This is a genomic window from Lentzea aerocolonigenes, assembly GCF_000955955.1.
In the GTDB taxonomy this organism is placed as follows: Bacteria; Actinomycetota; Actinomycetes; order Mycobacteriales; family Pseudonocardiaceae; genus Lentzea; species Lentzea aerocolonigenes_A.
In genome coordinates this window covers 1-15630 of record NZ_JYJG01000289.1, presented here as the reverse complement: position 1 = coordinate 15630, position 15630 = coordinate 1, and the positions used below count along the sequence as shown (strand labels likewise).

Sequence of the window (15630 nt, the reverse complement as noted above, 5' to 3'; positions counted from 1 at the left end):
GTCGAGGACCTGCAGCAGCACGTCGAACACGTCCGGGTGCGCCTTCTCGACCTCGTCCAGCAGCACCACGGAGTACGGGCGGCGGCGGACCGACTCGGTCAGCTGGCCGCCCTGGTCGTAGCCGACGTAGCCGGGAGGCGCGCCGACCAGGCGGGCCACCGAGTGCTTCTCGGAGTACTCGCTCATGTCGATGCGGATCATCGCCCGCTCGTCGTCGAACAGGAACGCCGCCAGCGCCTTGGCCAGCTCGGTCTTGCCGACGCCGGTGGGGCCGAGGAACAGGAACGACCCCGTCGGGCGGTCCGGGTCGGCGACGCCGGCACGGGTGCGCCTGACCGCATCCGACACCACGCGAACAGCCTCGGCCTGGCCGACGACCCGGCGGGCGAGCTCGTCCTCCATCCGCAGCAGCTTCGCGGTCTCACCCTCCAGCAGCCGGCCGGCCGGAATGCCGGTCCACGCCGAGACGACGTCGGCGACGTCGTCCGGGCCGACCTCCTCCTTCAGCATCGCGGCTGAGTCCTGTGTGGACTCGGCAGCGACGGAGAGTTCCTTCTCCAGCGCGGGAATCCGGCCGTACCGCAGCTCCGCGGCACGACCGAGGTCGCCGTCGCGCTCGGCCCGTTCGGACTCGCCGCGCAACGACTCCAGCTGCTCCTTCAGCCCGCGCACGCGATCGATGGAGCCCTTCTCGTTCTGCCACCGGGCAGTCAGCGCGGACAACGTCTCGCGCTTCTCCGCCAGCTCGGCGCGCAGAGCCGACAGCCGTTCGAGCGAAGCCGCGTCGGACTCCTTGGACAGCGCCATCTCCTCGATCTCGAGGCGACGCACCGCCCGCTCGACGGTGTCGATCTCCACCGGGCGCGAGTCGATCTCCATGCGCAACCGGGACGCGGCCTCGTCGACCAGGTCGATCGCCTTGTCCGGCAGGAAGCGCGCGGTGATGTAGCGGTCGGACAGCGTGGCGGCGGCGACGAGAGCGGCGTCCGTGATGCGCACGCCGTGGTGCACCTCGTAGCGCTCCTTCAACCCGCGCAGGATGCCGACCGTGTCCTCCACCGACGGCTCGCCGACCAGCACCTGCTGGAAGCGGCGCTCCAGGGCGGCGTCCTTCTCGATGTGCTCGCGGTACTCGTCCAGGGTCGTGGCACCGACCATCCGGAGCTCGCCGCGGGCCAGCATCGGCTTGATCATGTTGCCGGCGTCCATGGCCGACTCGCCGGTCGCGCCGGCGCCGACGATCGTGTGCAGCTCGTCGATGAACGTGATGACCTGGCCGGCCGAGTCGGTGATCTCCTTCAGGACGGCCTTGAGCCGCTCCTCGAACTCACCGCGGTACTTGGCGCCCGCGACCATCGAACCCAGGTCCAGCGACACGACCCGCTTGCCGCGCAACGACTCCGGCACGTCACCGGCCACGACGCGCTGGGCGAGGCCTTCGACGATCGCCGTCTTGCCGACGCCGGGTTCGCCGATCAGCACCGGGTTGTTCTTGGTGCGCCGCGACAGCACCTGCACGACCCGGCGGATCTCGGCGTCACGGCCGATCACCGGGTCGAGCTCGCCCTTGCGGGCACGTTCGGTCAGGTCGACGCCGTACTTCTCCAGCGCCTTGTAGGTGCCCTCGGGATCGGGCGACGTGACGCGCGCCGAACCCCGCACCTTCTCGAAAGCCTCGCGAAGGGCGTCCGGCGTCGCACCGTGGCGGCGCAGCAGGTCGGCCACCTGACCGCCGTGCTGCGCCAGTCCGACGAGCAGGTGCTCGGTGGACACGTACTCGTCACCCATCTCGGTGGCGAGCTCCTGTGCCCTGCCGAGCACCCGCACGGCGTCGCGCGAGAGTTGCGGAGCGGAGACCGTCGAGCCCGACGCGCTGGGCAGGGAGCGGGAGACCTGCTCCAGCTCCTTGCGCACGATCGTCGGGTCGGCGCCCACCGCGGACAGCAACGGCGCGGTCAACCCGTCCGTCTGGGCCAGCAGCGCGCTGAGCAGGTGCGCCGAACTCACGTCCGGGTTGCCGTTGAGGGTCGCCGCCTGCACAGCTGCGGAAACAGCCTGCTGAGTCTTCGTCGTCGGGTTGAAAGCGTCCATTCCTCCACCTCGTGGTCAGCTTCCAGCATGGACCATCATCCCGCACAACGTCAGAAAAGTTGAGCGTGTTCCGCTCAACTATGAGAAAGGGCCCACATCACTGATGGTCAACGGTTTGCGCACGGGCCGTGACCAGCTCGACGCCTCCACAGCCCCAACGTCCGGCGGGGACAAGCGGTTGCGTCCGAGCACGTCGAACTTCCCGTACCCGCGCACGCCGGCCCGCAACGCCGCCCGCGTCGGCTCCAGCAACGCGCGCGAATCCCGCACCAGCGCCGGATCCGCCAGCAGGAAGCCCGGCCCGGAGACACCTGGCGATGGCGACCACACGAGGTTGCCACCGTAGACAGGCGTGGTGACAGTGGCCGCGTTGCCCACACCAAGGCCACCCACGGCGCTGACCAGGTTGTTCGCGAAGGTCAGATCAGAAGGCGGCTTCACTCCGCCACCGAAGTCGGCTCCACGACCGGCGGAAGCGATGAACGAGTTGCCGGTGACGACCGCCTTGCGCACCTGCGCGTGCCCGGTGAACGGACCCGACGGCGGCACACCGGGCGGCGGGTCACCGGGCTTCTCGTCGCCCGCGAACAGCAGGAACGCGTCCTCCATCGTCTCGACGTAGTTGTCGGTGATGACGTGGTCGTCCTCGCTCAGCCGGATGCCGTGCGCGGCCTTGAGCCCGTCGGCGAACACGAAGTTGCCGTGGATGACGTTGGCCTGCCCGGCGCGGATGTTGATCTCGCCGGCCGACTCGCGGACCGTGTTGTAGCGGAAGGTGTTCGCCGAGCTCTTCAGCGACAGGACCTCGGCGTCCCCGGACAGCCTGACCAGCAGGTTGTACTCGAACACCGTCTCCGCGTGGAAGTAGTCGCCGGGCGGCCCGAACCCGCCGACGCGCAACGCCTCGCCGCCCTGCACACCGGGAGCCAGGTCGTGCAGGTAGTTGCGGTCGACCAACGTCCGAGTCGGCGTGAACGGGTTCTTGCCGATCTGGATCATGTGCCCGAGCTGCGCCTTCGGGCCCATCTCGTTGTGGTCGACCCTGTTGCGATCGCCTCGCTGCCCGTGGACCTGCACGAACTCCGCGGCCGACGACCGGAACAGGCTGCGGGTGATCCGCGAGCCGACCGTGTTGTCGAGCCGGAAGTTCGCGCTGCCGGTGAACGTGAAGCCTTCGACGGTGACGCCCGAACCCGTGACGATCACGGTCCCGGAGGTGAACCCGGCGCCCAAGCGTTTGCGCGCCTTCAGGTGCACCTCGTCCGCGGTGATCGTGACCGGTGCGTACGTGCCGTCCTCGACGACGACGCACGCACCCGCGGCTTTGATCGCCTCGGCCAGCGCCACGTCGCTCGCCGCGGTCGTGCACGGAGCGGCGGATGCGGTGCCCGGTACGAGCAAGGAAGCCAGGAGTGCGGCTGGAACCAACAGCCTCATGGAACGCGCCCTTTCCCGAAATTCGGGCGGCGGTTCACCCAGGCTAGGCGAAGATCAGCCCCATGACCTCAATCATCCACAACGTCACCGTTGACGCTCGTGACTCCTACGAGATCGCCAAGTGGTGGGGCCAGGTCCTCGGCCTGCCGCTGCACCCGGACGACAACCCCGGCGACCCGGAGTGCATGGTCACGCTGCCGAGCGGCATCAACTACCTCTTCATCAACGTGCCGGAGGGCAAGGAGATCAAGAACCGCCTGCACATCGACCTGCAGCCGACCGACGGCACCCGCGACGAGGAGGTCGAGCGCCTCGTCGGCATCGGCGCGACGATCTTCGACGATCAGCGCAGGCCCGACGGCACCGGCTGGGTCACCATGCGCGACCCCGAGGGCAACGAGTTCTGCGTTGAACGCAGCGCAGCCGAACGCGCCGCGACCTCCTGATCAGCGTCACTCATTCGTACCAACAGCTTGTCCACAGCGGGAGGCGAGTTATCCACAATCCGCTGTTCAGTATCCACAGGTGAATCAGGTTCAGTGGCGACCGTCTGTGCACCAGAACCCGTTGGGGTGACGTCCACGGAGTCCCGCAGCGGTTGTTCCTTGATCAACAGAACCGCGATCACCGTGAAGACCGCGAGACCTGCGGCGATCAGGAACAACTCACCCATCGCGTCGCCGTAGGAAGCCCGCACTACTGGGGAGAGGGAGCCGCGGTCGAGCGTCTTCGTGCTCACGTGGGCCGCGAGCACCGCGCCCAGCACCGAGACGCCGGCCGTCCCTCCCAGCGACCGCAGGAACGTGGCCGTGGAACTCGCCGTTCCCAGATCCGACATCCCGACGCCGTTCTGGACGGCCAGCACGAGGTTCTGCATGGTCAGCCCCACGCCGACGCCCACGAGCAGCAGGTACGCGCCCATCAGCGTCAGGTTCGTGCTGTGGTCGATCGTGCCGAGCAGCGCCAGGCCGATGACCAGCGAGAACGCGCCCCACACCAGGTAGCTCTTCCACTTGCCGCTCTTGGCGATCAGCTGCCCGCTGACCGTCGACGAAATGCTCAGACCCAGCACCAACGGCACCGTGAGCAGCCCCGCCTTCGTGGGCGAGAACCCGCGCGCGATCTGGAAGTACTGCCCCATGAACACCGACGCACCGAACATCGCCGTACCGACGGCGACGCCACCGAGCATCGCCAGGACGACCGTGCGGTTCTTGAACAGGTGCAGCGGGATGACCGGGGAGGACGCCCTGCGCTCGACGAAGTAGGCGGTGAGGATCGCCAGGGCCGCACCGCCGGCGAACAGCGCGCTCTCCTTGGAGAACCAGGCGAAGTCCTTGCCCGCGAACGACACCCACATGAGCACGAGGCTCACGCCGCCCGTGATGAGCGTGGCGCCCAGGTAGTCGATCTTCACGTGCTGCTTCTTGACCGGCAGGTGCAGCGTCTTGTGCAGCACGGCCAGCGCCACGAGCGCCAGCGGCACGCAGACGAAGAAGCACCAGCGCCAGCCGGGCCAGTCGACGAGGAACCCGCCGACCAGCGGCCCGCCGACGGTCCCGGCGGAGATCACCATGCCGGTGTAACCGCTGTACCGGCCACGTTCACGCGGGCTGAGCAACGCGCCGACCACGACCTGGCCGAGCGCCTGCACGCCGCCCATGCCGAGGCCCTGGACGACGCGGAACGCGATGAGCTGCTCCATGTTCTGGCTGAGCCCCGACAGCACAGACCCGACGACGAAGATCACGATGCCGGTCTGGAGCAGCTTCTTCTTGTCGAAGAGGTCCGCGAGCTTGCCCCACAGCGGCGTGCTGGCGGTGGACGCGAGGAGCATCGAGGTGATGACCCAGGTGTACTGGGTCTGGGTGCCCTTGAGCTCGGCCAGGATCGTCGGGAGTGCGTTCGAGACGATGGTGGAGCTGAGGATTGCGACGAGCAGCGCTACCCAGATGCCGGACAGCGCTTCGAGGATCTCCCGATGCGAGTTGGGCCGATTCAGAACGGACACCTCCAATAGTTAGTTGATGCCATACAACTATATCGGGAGGTAGTTAGCTAGGCCAACTAATTCAAGCGTCTACTGCGTCACTCAACGCCTGCGCCAGATCGCCCTCGAGCCGCCGCCCCGACGGCTCGGGCCACGCGAAGTACTCGTCGTCCTCCCAGTGCGGAACGACGTGAAAGTGCAGGTGAGCGACACTCTGGCCGGAGCCGGGCCCGCTCGCGTTGAGCACGCACACGCCCGAAGCACCCAGCGCGACCTTCATCGCCCGCGCCACGCGTTGGATCATCAGCCCGGCGGCGGTGAAGGCCGCCGGGGTCGCGTCGTGCACTCCTGCCGAATGCTCACGCGGCACCACGAGCGTGTGGCCAGGAGCTAGAGCGCTGGCTGGAAGCGGCAGGAACGCCATCGCGTCCGGTGCCCGCGCCACCCAGTGGGCGGGCAGATCACCGGACGCGATGGAGCAGAAGACACACGGCATGCCGCCATGTGACCAGAACCAGCGAGGTCAGTCGGCGGCCTTGTCCGCCTTGGCCCCGAAGAAGTCGCCACCCTTCCGCTTCACGTCGTCAGTTCCCCAGTCCCGGATCCGGTCCACGGGGATCATCCGCGGGATGTGCTTGCGGCAGTGGATGTAGGCCTCCTGCACCTCGACCACCACCCACCGCTCGACCTTCCTGTCCTCGGTGTCGTACTCCTCCCGAGGCGCGATCCGGGCCCTCCCGTTCACGTGCAGCCCGATCAGGTCGTCCGCGAAGTCCACCATCAGCATCCCGACGTGCGGGTTCTCCATGATGTTGCCCAGGGATGCCATCACGCCGTTGCCGCGGTACTCGGGGTACGCGACGGTCCGGGAGTCGATCACCTGGATGAACCCCGCCGGCCCGGCCCGCAGGGTCGAGTCGCACTCCCCGTCGGCATCAGCGGTCGAGATGAAGGCCATCTCCATCCGGCCGACGAACTCGGCCATCGCGGGGTTCAGGTGGTCCAGCACCTGGTCGTCGTAGAAGCGTGTGGCGCGATCCGACGTCTCCAGGGCACATTGGAGGAAGTGCTCACCGCGTGAGCCGGGGAGCTCAACACGGTCGGGTGAGGTGGTTTCAGTCAGCTCAGGCAGGGACACGCGCCCAACCGTCGCACGCAAGCGCGCAAGCCGGTACAGACGGGGCCTCACATTCACACTGTTGCGGGAACAACCATGTGCATAGAGTAATCAGACTTCGCTCGAAGGTGGCATCAAGGAGTCAAACCCTCCGATCAGGGGTTACTGTCCACTCTGTCGGGGGACGGATGCTTGACGAGGACGACAGCGCCTTGCTGGCGCCAATGAGAACGTGGAGACTGCGCGCGGACCATGACTGCGAACGCTGTGCTGAGCCCCATCCCTACCCCGCCACACCGAGAACCACCTCCCGGCGTCACCGCGATGGTGCGGATGATCCGGGAGAGCTTCGCGGTGGTGGAGCCGCATGCCGAAGAAGTGGCGAAGTTCTTCTACGGCATGCTCTTCTCGCTCTCGCCTGCCACACGCGAGATGTTCCCCGCGAACATGGAGGTCCAACGGAGCCGTCTGCTCCGCGCCCTCGTGCACGTGGTGCAGATGGTCGACCGCCCGGACGACCTCATCCCCTTCCTCCGCCAGCTGGGCCGTGACCACCGCAAGTTCGGTGTCATCAACGTCCACTACGAGGCTGTCGGCACGGCGCTGCTGTCCGCGGTGAAGAAGTTCGCGGGTGCTGCGTGGACGCCGAAGGTCGAGATGGCGTGGGCAGAGGCCTACACGCTGATGGCGCGGGCCATGCAGGAGGCCGCGGACGCCGACAACGGCCCGGCCTACTGGCACGCGACGGTGCTGGAACACCAGCGCGTCTCGTGGGACCTGGCCGTCGTCCGCCTGCAGCCCGACCACCCGGTCAGCTACAAGGCCGGTCAGTACGTCAGCGTGGAGACCCCGCAGCGCAAGCGCCTGTGGCGGTACTACTCGCCGGCGAACGCCCCGCGCGAGGACGGCGTCATCGAGTTCCACATCCGGTCCGTCGACGGCGGCTGGGTGTCACGCTCGGTCGTCGGCCACACGCAGGCCGGTGACACGTGGCGCATCGGACCGCCCATGGGACGTCTGTCGGTCGACCGCACGGCCGGCTCGGACATCCTGATGGTGGCCGGCGGCACGGGTGTCGCGCCGATGCACGCGATCATCGACGAGATGGCGCAGTACGGCGAGAACCCGCGCGTGCACCTGTTCTACGGCGGCCGCACCCGTGAGGACCTCTACGACCTGGACAACCTGCAGCGCATCGCGACCACGAACCCGTGGCTCACGGTCGTGCCGGTGCTGGAGTCGGATCCCGGCGTCCGAGGTGTCGAGCAGGGCAGCCTCGCCGACGTGGTCACCCGCTACGGCGCGTGGGAAGAGCGCGACGTCCTGGTCTGCGGCAGCCCTGCCATGATCAGGTCCACGGTCTCCCGCATGCTGGTCGCCGGCACGCCGCTCGACCGGATCAAGTACGACCCGTTCACGCTGGACTAAGCTCGGCACGTCTGCAGCGACTGGCGTGCCGAGGGTGGAACTGACCACCGGGAAGCGACGGCCGCGCACCGAACGCCTGGGTGCCCGGCACGGAGATTCGCCGTGCTCTCGAACGTCGACCCCGAAATCGCCACCCTTATCCAGGCAGAAGCAGCGCGGCAGGCCCGCAAGCTGCGCATGATCGCCTCGGAGAACGACGTGTCAGCCGCCGTGCTTGAAGCAACAGGCTCGGTGCTGACCAACAAGTACTCCGAGGGCTACCCCGGCAAGCGGTACTACGAGGGCCAGCAGATCATCGACCAGGTCGAGCAGTTGGCGATCGATCGCGCGAAAGCCCTGTTCGGCGTGGACCACGCCAACGTCCAGCCACTGTCCGGCGCCCCGGCGAACCTGGCCGTCTACCTGGCCTTCCTGCAGCCGGGCGACACCGTGATGGGCATGTCCCTGCCGATGGGCGGTCACCTCACCCACGGCTGGAACGTGTCCGCGACCGGCAAGTGGTTCAACGCCGTCCAGTACGAGGTCCGCAAGGACACCGGCGTGGTCGACATGGACGAGGTCCGCTCGCTGGCCATGGCCGAACGCCCGAAGGTGATCTTCTGCGGGGGCACCGCCATCCCGCGCACGATCGACTTCCCGGCCTTCGCCTCGATCGCTCAGGAGATCGACGCGATCCTGGTCGCGGACATCGCCCACATCGCGGGCCTCGTCGCAGGCGGCGCCCACCCGTCCCCCGCCGGGCACGCCCCGGTGATCACCACGACCACGCACAAGACGTTGCGCGGCCCGCGTGGCGCCATGATCCTCTGCGACGCCGAACACGCCCGCGCCATCGACCGCGCGGTCTTCCCCGGCCTGCAGGGCGGCCCGCACGACCACACGACCGCAGCCATCGCCGTTGCCCTGCACGAAGCCTCGCAGCCCGAGTTCCGCGAGTACGCCCACACGATCGTCGCAAACGCTCGCGCCCTGGCCGACGCCCTGCTGGAACGCGGCTTCGACCTGGTGTCCGGCGGCACCGACAACCACCTGATCCTGGTCGACCTCACCTCGAAGCAGATCGCCGGCAAGCCCGCGGCCCAAGCCCTGGACCGCGCAGGCATCGAGCTCAACTACAACGCGGTCCCGTTCGACCCGCGCAAGCCGTTCGACCCGTCCGGCATCCGCCTGGGCACCGCGGGCATCACCACCCGAGGCCTCAAGCCGTCCCAGATGCCGTTGCTCGCGGACTGGATCGACCGCGCCATCGCGTCGGCCGACAACGAACCCGCCCTGGAGCGCATCGCCGCCGAGGTCGAGGAACTACTCGGCACCCTCTAGCGCGGCAGCCGCGAGGCGAACCTCTTCGAGCGCCCGGCGGGCGACTTCCGCGAAGTCCCCGCCGGCCTCCAACCACCGGTCATAGGCGACGCGCAGCGCCACGGTGCCCAGTTCGGCGGCAACGGCGGCGTCGAGCTCCGGGACTCCCCGCTGCCGCAACGCCTCCTGCATCACGTTCGAGAACCCGGCCATCTTCATCGCGTTCCGCTCGCGCAGCTCGTCGTTGGCAGCGATCACCGCGAGCCGGCGCGGCCCGTTCGCCCGTCGTTCCTCGGAGAACGTGACGGCGATCGCCACCAACGCCCCCTCGACCGCTCTGAGCGCCCCAGCGGGCTCGGGTGTACCGGCGATTCCCTCGACCAGCAGCTCGACGAGCTCGTCCTGGCCGCCGAACAGCACTTCGCGCTTGTCCTTGAAGTGCCGGAAGTAGGTGCTTTTCGTGAGCCCGGCGCGTTCGGCGATCTGCGCGACAGCCGTGTTCTCGTAGCCCTGCTCGTCGAACAGGTCGAGTGCGGCGCGCACCAACCGATCCCGCGCGTCCGGCTCCCATCGACCCATGCCTCACATCATAAGTGATGCGACTCAGTCCCATCACTCTGCTACGGTTGATGAGACCAAGTCCCATCACTTTCAGGAGAGTGTCATGAAGGTCTTCGTCACGGGTGCCAGCGGCCACGTCGGGTCGGCTGTGGTTCCCGAACTGCTGAGGGCGGGCCACCAGGTCGTCGGACTGGCCCGCTCGGACGCGTCCGCCGCCAAGCTCGACGCCCAGGGCGCGACGGTCCAGCTCGGCGACCTCGACGACATCGACGGACTGCGCAAGGGTGCGGCCGAGGCGGACGCGGTGATCCACCTGGCGTTCAAGCACGAGGAGATGTTCGCCGGGGACTACCTCGGCGCCTCGAACGCCGATCTCGCGGTCGTCCGCGCGTTCCTCGACGAGCTCTCGGGCACCGGCAAGGCGTTGATCGGCACGGGCGGCACGTTGTCCTACTCGGGACTCGGCCACATCGCCACCGAGACTGAACGGGTCTCCGACGAGAGCCCGCGCGGCGCCGCACGCAATCTGATCATCGACACGCAGGACGTCCGGGGCTCTGTCGTGGTGCTGCCGCCGACCGTCCACAGTGCACTGGACACCGCGGGTTTCATCCCGCTGCTGGTCAAAACCGCCCGTGCCACGGGCATTTCCGGTTATCCGGGCGACGGCACCAACCGCTGGTCGGCAGCCCACACCCTGGACGCGGCACGGCTCTACCGGCTGGCGGCGGAGAAGGCGCCGACCGGCTCGGTGCTGCACGCGGTTGCGGAGGAAGCGGTGACGCTGAAGGAGATCGCCGAGGTGATCGGGCGGAAGCTGAGCTTGCCGGTCCAGAGCGTCCCGGCAGAGCACTTCGGCCCGCTCGCGATGATGGTCTCGCGGGACGCGCCGACGTCCGGTGCGCGCACGAAGGCGTTGCTGGGCTGGGAAACGACGGAACCCGGCCTGCTCGCGGATCTCGAGGCCGGGTTCTACTTCGAGCAGCGGTGAATCAGCGGTTCTCCCGGCCGCGCAACCACTCCGCGAGACGCTCGCCGGGCGCGTTGTCGCCCGTGCACTCCTCGACCAGGGCGGCGAAGGCACGGGGCGTGGCGTCGTAGTACGCCTCGATCGCCTGACGTTCGCGCGAGTCGCCCTTCTCGTGCGCCGGTGTTCGCGATTCGCAGCCAGCAGAAGTCCGCGTCGAACTCGCCGATCGTCCCGGAACGCAGCCAGTAAGTCTCGACCTGTTCCGCCGTCAGGTCCCGCAGCGGAACAGTCGTGAACGGCGCGACGTCCTCCGGCTCGACGCAGTGGTCGCAGTAGTCGACCACCCTGGGGCGCGGCGACTCGAAACCTGGTAGATGCGCTCGATCATTTGCGGGGCTTGGGCTTCCACACGACGAGCGCGGTCTCCTGCCGGATCGGCACGAGGTCCCGCCGGTAGGACGCGTGCACGGCGGCGGCCGCGGAATCGGCCGCCGCCAACGCGTTCGCGAGTTCCTGAGTCAGTTCGGTGACGCGCTGACGCAGCGCGTCGACCTGGTGCTCCAGGTCGATGATCCGCTTGATGCCGGCGAGGTTCACGCCCTCCTCCTGGGACAGGCGCTGAACTTCGCGCAGCAGCACGATGTCCCGCATCGAGTAGCGGCGGCCGCCACCGGACGTGCGGCCCGGCGACACCAGTCCCATCCGGTCGTAGGACCGCAGGGTCTGCGCGTGCAGACCGGAAAGCTGCGCCGCCACCGAGATCACGAAGAACGGCGTGTCCTCATCAGTCCCAGGAGGGAAGGGAAAACCCACCGGACTCACCGCCCTTCGAGCAGCGCGTTCAGATCGCCACGCGGATCATGGTCAGCAGTCACTTCGGCATACGTCTCGAGGGCTTTGCGGGCGTCGGACGACAGGTTGTTCGGCACCGCGACCTCCAGGGTGATCAGGAGATCGCCGGCAGTGCCGTCCCGCTTGGTGATCCCCTTGCCCCGAGCCCGCAGCACTTGGCCGGACGCCGTACCGGCAGGCACCTTCAAGGTCACCTTGCCGTCCAGCGTCGGCACCGTCAACGTCGTGCCCAGCGCCAGCTCCGAGAACGTCATCGGCGCGGTCAGCGTCAAGTCGTTGCCCTGGCGGCCGAAGACGCTGTGCGGGTTGACGTGCACGCGCACGAAGAGGTCGCCGGAGGGGCCGCCGTTGCGGCCCGGTTCTCCTTGGCCCGCAAGGCGAATGCGCTGGCCGTCGGCGACTCCCGAGGGGATGCGCACGGTCAGGGTGCGAGTGCGGGTGCTGACGCCGTCGCCGCCGCACTCGGGGCACGGGTCGTCGATGATCCGGCCGGTGCCGCGGCAGTCGCGGCAGGGCTCGCTGAACGCGAAAGCGCCCTGCGAGCGGGTCACCAGGCCGGAACCCGAACAGGTCGCGCAGACGTGCGGCGTGGTGCCCGGCTTGGCACCGGAACCGCCGCAGGTCGTGCACGCGGCGGGGGAGGAGAGGCGCAGCGGCACGGTGGCGCCGCGGACCGCCTCGGTGAAGTCGATGCGGACGTCGGTCTCGACGTCCTCGCCGCGGCGCGGGCGGGTGGCCGAACCGGCCGTGCCGCCGCCGCGACGGTTGAACAGGCCGCCGAGCAGGTCGCCGAGGCCTCCGCCACCGGTGCCCTGGGCCGCGCGGCCGAACAGGTCGTTGACGTCGAAGCCGCCCGCGCCGCCGAAGCCGCCCGGGAAACCGCCACCACCCGCGAACAGGCGGCGGGCCTCGTCGTACTGCTTGCGCTTGGCCGGGTCCGACAGCACGCCGTAGGCCTCGGAGACCGCCTTGAAGCGGGCCTCGGCCTTGGCGTCGCCGGGGTTGGCGTCGGGGTGCAGCTCGCGGGCGAGCTTGCGGTACGACTTCTTGATCTCGTCCGCCGACGCCTCGGAGGAGACGCCCAGCTCGCGGTAGAAGTCCTTTTCGATCCAGTCCCTCTGACTCACCGGACGTCTCCTCCTCTCGTCAGTTCTCTTCGGCCTGCGGTGCGGCGGCAGCGGGCTCGTGGTCGGTCACCGCGACGAGCGCGGGCCGGACGAGCTTGTCGCCGAACGTGTAGCCGCGGCGCAGGACTGCGGTGACGGTCGGGCCGTCGACGTCCGGGGACGTGCTGTGCTGCACGGCCTCGTGCACCGACGGGTCGAACGCCTCGCCCTCGTGCGCGAACGGCTCCAGGCCGGTCTTCGCGAGCGTGGACACGAGCTTGTCCGCCACCGCCTTGAACGCACCGGTCAGGTCGCCGTGCGCGGCGGCCCTCTCGATGTCGTCCAGCAGCGGCAGCAGCTCGGCGGCCACGCCTGCCTTGGCGTTGTTGATCACTGCCTCGCGGTCGCGTTCCACCCGCTTGCGGTAGTTCGCGTACTCGGCGGTGAGCCGCTGCAGGTCGGCGGTGCGCTCGTCGAGCTGGGTCTTCAGCTCGGCGGCCACCTCGTCCACGACCTCGGCGACCAGGGGCTCGTCAGAAGCCGGAGCAGCCGTCTCGTCGGCAGCGTGGGCCGGCGTCCGGACCTCACCCGTTTCCGGGTCGATCCGGCGCCGGTCGTTCACGACTACCTGAGGCTGCTCCTCGTCAGGGGCGGCGTGCCTCGGCTCGGTCACTTCTTCTCGTCCTCGTCCACGATCTCGGCGTCGACGACGTCGTCCTGACCGGCCTTGGCACCGGCGCCCGCACCAGCGGCACCGGGCGCGTCAGCACCAGGGGCCTCGGCACCGGCGGCACCCGGCGCGTTGGCGTAGATCGCCTGGCCGATGGCCTGGGACTCGGTCGCGAGCTTCTCGACCGCCGTCTTGATGGCGTTGATGTCGGTGCCCTTCAGCGCCTCGTTCGCCTCGGCGATCGCGGCGTTGACCTTCTCCTTGATGTCGGCCGGGAGCTTGTCGTCGTTCTCCTTGACGACCTTCTCCGTCTGGTAGACGAGAGTCTCCGCCTGGTTGCGGACCTCGGCCTCCTCGCGGCGGCGCTTGTCCTCCTCCGCGTGGGCCTCGGCGTCCTTGACCATGCGGTCGATGTCGTCCTTCGGCAGCGCGGAGCCACCGGTGATCGTCATCGACTGCTCCTTGCCGGTGCCCAGGTCCTTCGCGAAGACGTGGACGATGCCGTTCGCGTCGATGTCGAAGGTGACCTCGATCTGCGGCACGCCACGCGGGGCGGGCGGCAGGCCGGTCAGCTCGAACATGCCGAGCTTCTTGTTGTGCGCCGCGATCTCGCGCTCGCCCTGGAAGACCTGGATCTGCACGGACGGCTGGTTGTCGTCTGCCGTCGTGAAGGTCTCGGAGCGCTTCGTCGGGATCGTGGTGTTGCGCTCGATCAGCTTGGTCATGATGCCGCCCTTGGTCTCGATGCCGAGGGACAGCGGGGTGACGTCGAGCAGCAGGACGTCCTTGACCTCGCCCTTGAGGACACCGGCCTGCAGGGCGGCGCCGACGGCGACGACCTCGTCCGGGTTCACGCCCTTGTTGGGCTCACGGCCGCCGGTCAGCTCCTTGACGAGCTCCGCGACGGCGGGCATGCGGGTCGAGCCACCGACGAGCACGACGTGGTCGATGTCGCCGACGGAGATGCCGGCGTCCTTGATCACGTTGTTGAACGGCGCGCGGGTGCGGTCGAGCAGGTCGGACGTGATGCGCTGGAACTCGGCGCGCGACAGCGTCTCGTCGAGGAACAGCGGGTTCTTGTCACCGTCGACCGTGATGTACGGCAGGTTGATCGACGCCGTGGACGAGCTGGACAGCTCGATCTTGGCCTTCTCGGCAGCCTCGCGGATGCGCTGAAGGGCCATCTTGTCCTTGGTCAGGTCGATGCCGTTGGCCTGCTTGAAGCGCTCGACCAGCCAGTCGACGACGCGCTGGTCCCAGTCGTCGCCACCGAGGTGGTTGTCACCGGAGGTCGCGCGGACCTCGACCACACCGTCGCCGAGCTCGAGCAGCGAGACGTCGAACGTGCCGCCACCGAGGTCGAAGACCAGGATGGTCTGCTCCTTCTCGCCCTTGTCGAGGCCGTAGGCCAGCGCGGCCGACGTCGGCTCGTTGACGATCCGGAGCACGTTGAGGCCCGCGATCTGGCCGGCCTCCTTGGTGGCCTGGCGCTGCGCGTCCTCGAAGTAGGCGGGGACGGTGATCACGGCGTCGGTGATCTCCTCGCCCAGGTACGCCTCTGCGTCGCGCTTGAGCTTCATCAGCACGCGCGCGCTGATCTCCTGCGAGGTGTACTGCTTGCCGTCGATCTCATCGGTCTTCCAGTTGGTGCCGATGTGCCGCTTCACCGAGCGGATGGTGCGGTCGACGTTCGTGACGGCCTGGTTCTTCGCGGGCTGACCCACGAGAACCTCGCCGTTCTTCGCGAACGCGACGATGGACGGGGTCGTCCTGGAGCCCTCCGAGTTGGCGATGACCGTCGGCTCACCGCCCTCGAGAACGGCGACGACGGAGTTGGTCGTCCCCAAGTCGATGCCGACTGCACGCGCCATTGGAGTTCCTTCCGCTAGTACTTGTTGAGCGTTGCTGACTCAAGTTTGCCATCTGCTCAAACCTGAGCCTACCCGACTCAAGCTTTCTGCTTCGACCAACGGCCGGGAAAGTCTGGTTGTTCCCTCAGAACGCGTCGAGGGCCACCCCTTGTGGAGTGGCCCTCGACACATTCCCCCTGGTTCGCGCGGCTAGACGGTTGATTCCAAGGGGTCTGCCCTGTTGGCGTCTGCAAGTACC

Annotated in this window: 14 protein-coding genes and 1 riboswitch; of the genes, 4 read left to right on the top strand and 10 right to left on the bottom strand. The window is 68.4% G+C overall.

Annotated elements, in window-relative coordinates:
- On the bottom strand, nucleotides 1–2091 hold a 2091-nt coding region (locus tag UK23_RS33015; RefSeq protein ID WP_045315631.1), incomplete at its 3' end, for an ATP-dependent Clp protease ATP-binding subunit.
- 78 nt (nucleotides 2092–2169) lie between these two features.
- Nucleotides 2170–3528 (bottom strand): chondroitinase-B domain-containing protein, encoded by a 1359-nt coding sequence (locus UK23_RS33010; protein ID WP_045315630.1) that lies wholly within the window; start codon nucleotides 3526–3528, stop codon nucleotides 2170–2172.
- A gap of 62 nt (nucleotides 3529–3590) precedes the next feature.
- Here UK23_RS33010 and UK23_RS33005 point away from each other — a divergent pair, with 62 nt between their 5' ends.
- The gene (locus UK23_RS33005; protein ID WP_045315629.1) at nucleotides 3591–3974 is read left to right on the top strand and encodes a VOC family protein; all 384 of its coding nucleotides are present in this window, start codon (nucleotides 3591–3593) and stop codon (nucleotides 3972–3974) included.
- Here UK23_RS33005 and UK23_RS33000 read toward each other — a convergent pair.
- From UK23_RS33000 to UK23_RS32990, 3 genes are all read right to left on the bottom strand, one after another.
- Entirely contained in the window at nucleotides 3872–5539 is a 1668-nt protein-coding gene (locus UK23_RS33000) for an MDR family MFS transporter (protein ID WP_231114795.1), read from the bottom strand. The two genes, UK23_RS33005 and UK23_RS33000, sit on opposite strands and share 103 nt — an antisense overlap.
- A 61-nt stretch (nucleotides 5540–5600) precedes the next feature.
- Nucleotides 5601–6014, bottom strand: coding sequence for an HIT family protein (locus tag UK23_RS32995; protein ID WP_045315628.1), 414 nt, complete (start codon nucleotides 6012–6014; stop codon nucleotides 5601–5603).
- A gap of 27 nt (nucleotides 6015–6041) precedes the next feature.
- Complete coding sequence (locus UK23_RS32990; RefSeq protein WP_231114794.1) at nucleotides 6042–6656, bottom strand: pyridoxamine 5'-phosphate oxidase family protein; 615 nt, start codon at nucleotides 6654–6656, stop codon at nucleotides 6042–6044.
- A 303-nt stretch (nucleotides 6657–6959) separates the two neighbouring features.
- On the opposite strand from UK23_RS32990, the gene UK23_RS32985 reads away from it, so the two are divergent.
- Both UK23_RS32985 and glyA read left to right on the top strand, forming a co-directional pair.
- Nucleotides 6960–8063: an FAD-binding oxidoreductase gene (locus UK23_RS32985; protein ID WP_045315627.1), complete on the top strand. Its 1104-nt coding sequence runs from the start codon at nucleotides 6960–6962 to the stop codon at nucleotides 8061–8063.
- 6 nt (nucleotides 8064–8069) lie between these two features.
- Nucleotides 8070–8152, top strand: a riboswitch (ZMP/ZTP riboswitch).
- A 13-nt stretch (nucleotides 8153–8165) separates the two neighbouring features.
- Nucleotides 8166–9383, top strand: a complete 1218-nt coding sequence (gene glyA / locus UK23_RS32980) for a serine hydroxymethyltransferase (RefSeq protein WP_045315626.1) — start codon at nucleotides 8166–8168, stop codon at nucleotides 9381–9383.
- On the opposite strand, the gene UK23_RS32975 is transcribed toward glyA, so the two are convergent.
- Nucleotides 9366–9941, bottom strand: coding sequence for a TetR/AcrR family transcriptional regulator (locus tag UK23_RS32975; protein ID WP_045315625.1), 576 nt, complete (start codon nucleotides 9939–9941; stop codon nucleotides 9366–9368). The genes glyA and UK23_RS32975 overlap by 18 nt on opposite strands.
- A gap of 85 nt (nucleotides 9942–10026) precedes the next feature.
- Here UK23_RS32975 and UK23_RS32970 point away from each other — a divergent pair, with 85 nt between their 5' ends.
- Nucleotides 10027–10914 (top strand): SDR family oxidoreductase, encoded by an 888-nt coding sequence (locus tag UK23_RS32970; RefSeq protein WP_045315624.1) that lies wholly within the window; start codon nucleotides 10027–10029, stop codon nucleotides 10912–10914.
- Between the two features lie 363 nt (nucleotides 10915–11277).
- Here UK23_RS32970 and UK23_RS32965 read toward each other — a convergent pair whose 3' ends face one another.
- Genes UK23_RS32965 through dnaK form a run of 4 tightly spaced genes read right to left on the bottom strand, consistent with a single transcriptional unit; the run spans nucleotide 11278 to nucleotide 15392 of the window.
- Nucleotides 11278–11706: a heat shock protein transcriptional repressor HspR gene (locus tag UK23_RS32965; RefSeq protein WP_045315623.1), complete on the bottom strand. Its 429-nt coding sequence runs from the start codon at nucleotides 11704–11706 to the stop codon at nucleotides 11278–11280.
- Between the two features lie 5 nt (nucleotides 11707–11711).
- A complete protein-coding gene (gene dnaJ / locus UK23_RS32960; RefSeq protein WP_045315622.1) occupies nucleotides 11712–12872 on the bottom strand; it encodes a molecular chaperone DnaJ in 1161 nt (386 codons plus the stop codon).
- Between the two features lie 19 nt (nucleotides 12873–12891).
- Nucleotides 12892–13524, bottom strand: a complete 633-nt coding sequence (gene grpE, locus UK23_RS32955) for a nucleotide exchange factor GrpE (protein WP_045315621.1) — start codon at nucleotides 13522–13524, stop codon at nucleotides 12892–12894.
- Nucleotides 13521–15392: a molecular chaperone DnaK gene (gene dnaK, locus UK23_RS32950; RefSeq protein WP_045315620.1), complete on the bottom strand. Its 1872-nt coding sequence runs from the start codon at nucleotides 15390–15392 to the stop codon at nucleotides 13521–13523. Before dnaK ends, grpE begins: the two co-directional genes overlap by 4 nt.
- Between the last annotated feature and the right edge of the window lie 238 nt (nucleotides 15393–15630).

What these genes read in the sequence shown, in the direction of transcription:
- UK23_RS32995 (WP_045315628.1), bottom strand. Translation starts at nt 6,014, where the DNA reads ATGCCGTGTGTCTTCTGCTCCATCGCGTCCGGTGATCTGCCCGCCCAC.
- dnaK (WP_045315620.1), bottom strand. Translation starts at nt 15,392, where the DNA reads ATGGCGCGTGCAGTCGGCATCGACTTGGGGACGACCAACTCCGTCGTC.
- UK23_RS32970 (WP_045315624.1), top strand. Translation starts at nt 10,027, where the DNA reads ATGAAGGTCTTCGTCACGGGTGCCAGCGGCCACGTCGGGTCGGCTGTG.
- UK23_RS33010 (WP_045315630.1), bottom strand. Translation starts at nt 3,528, where the DNA reads ATGAGGCTGTTGGTTCCAGCCGCACTCCTGGCTTCCTTGCTCGTACCG.
- UK23_RS32975 (WP_045315625.1), bottom strand. Translation starts at nt 9,941, where the DNA reads ATGGGTCGATGGGAGCCGGACGCGCGGGATCGGTTGGTGCGCGCCGCA.
- UK23_RS32985 (WP_045315627.1), top strand. Translation starts at nt 6,960, where the DNA reads ATGGTGCGGATGATCCGGGAGAGCTTCGCGGTGGTGGAGCCGCATGCC.
- UK23_RS33005 (WP_045315629.1), top strand. Translation starts at nt 3,591, where the DNA reads ATGACCTCAATCATCCACAACGTCACCGTTGACGCTCGTGACTCCTAC.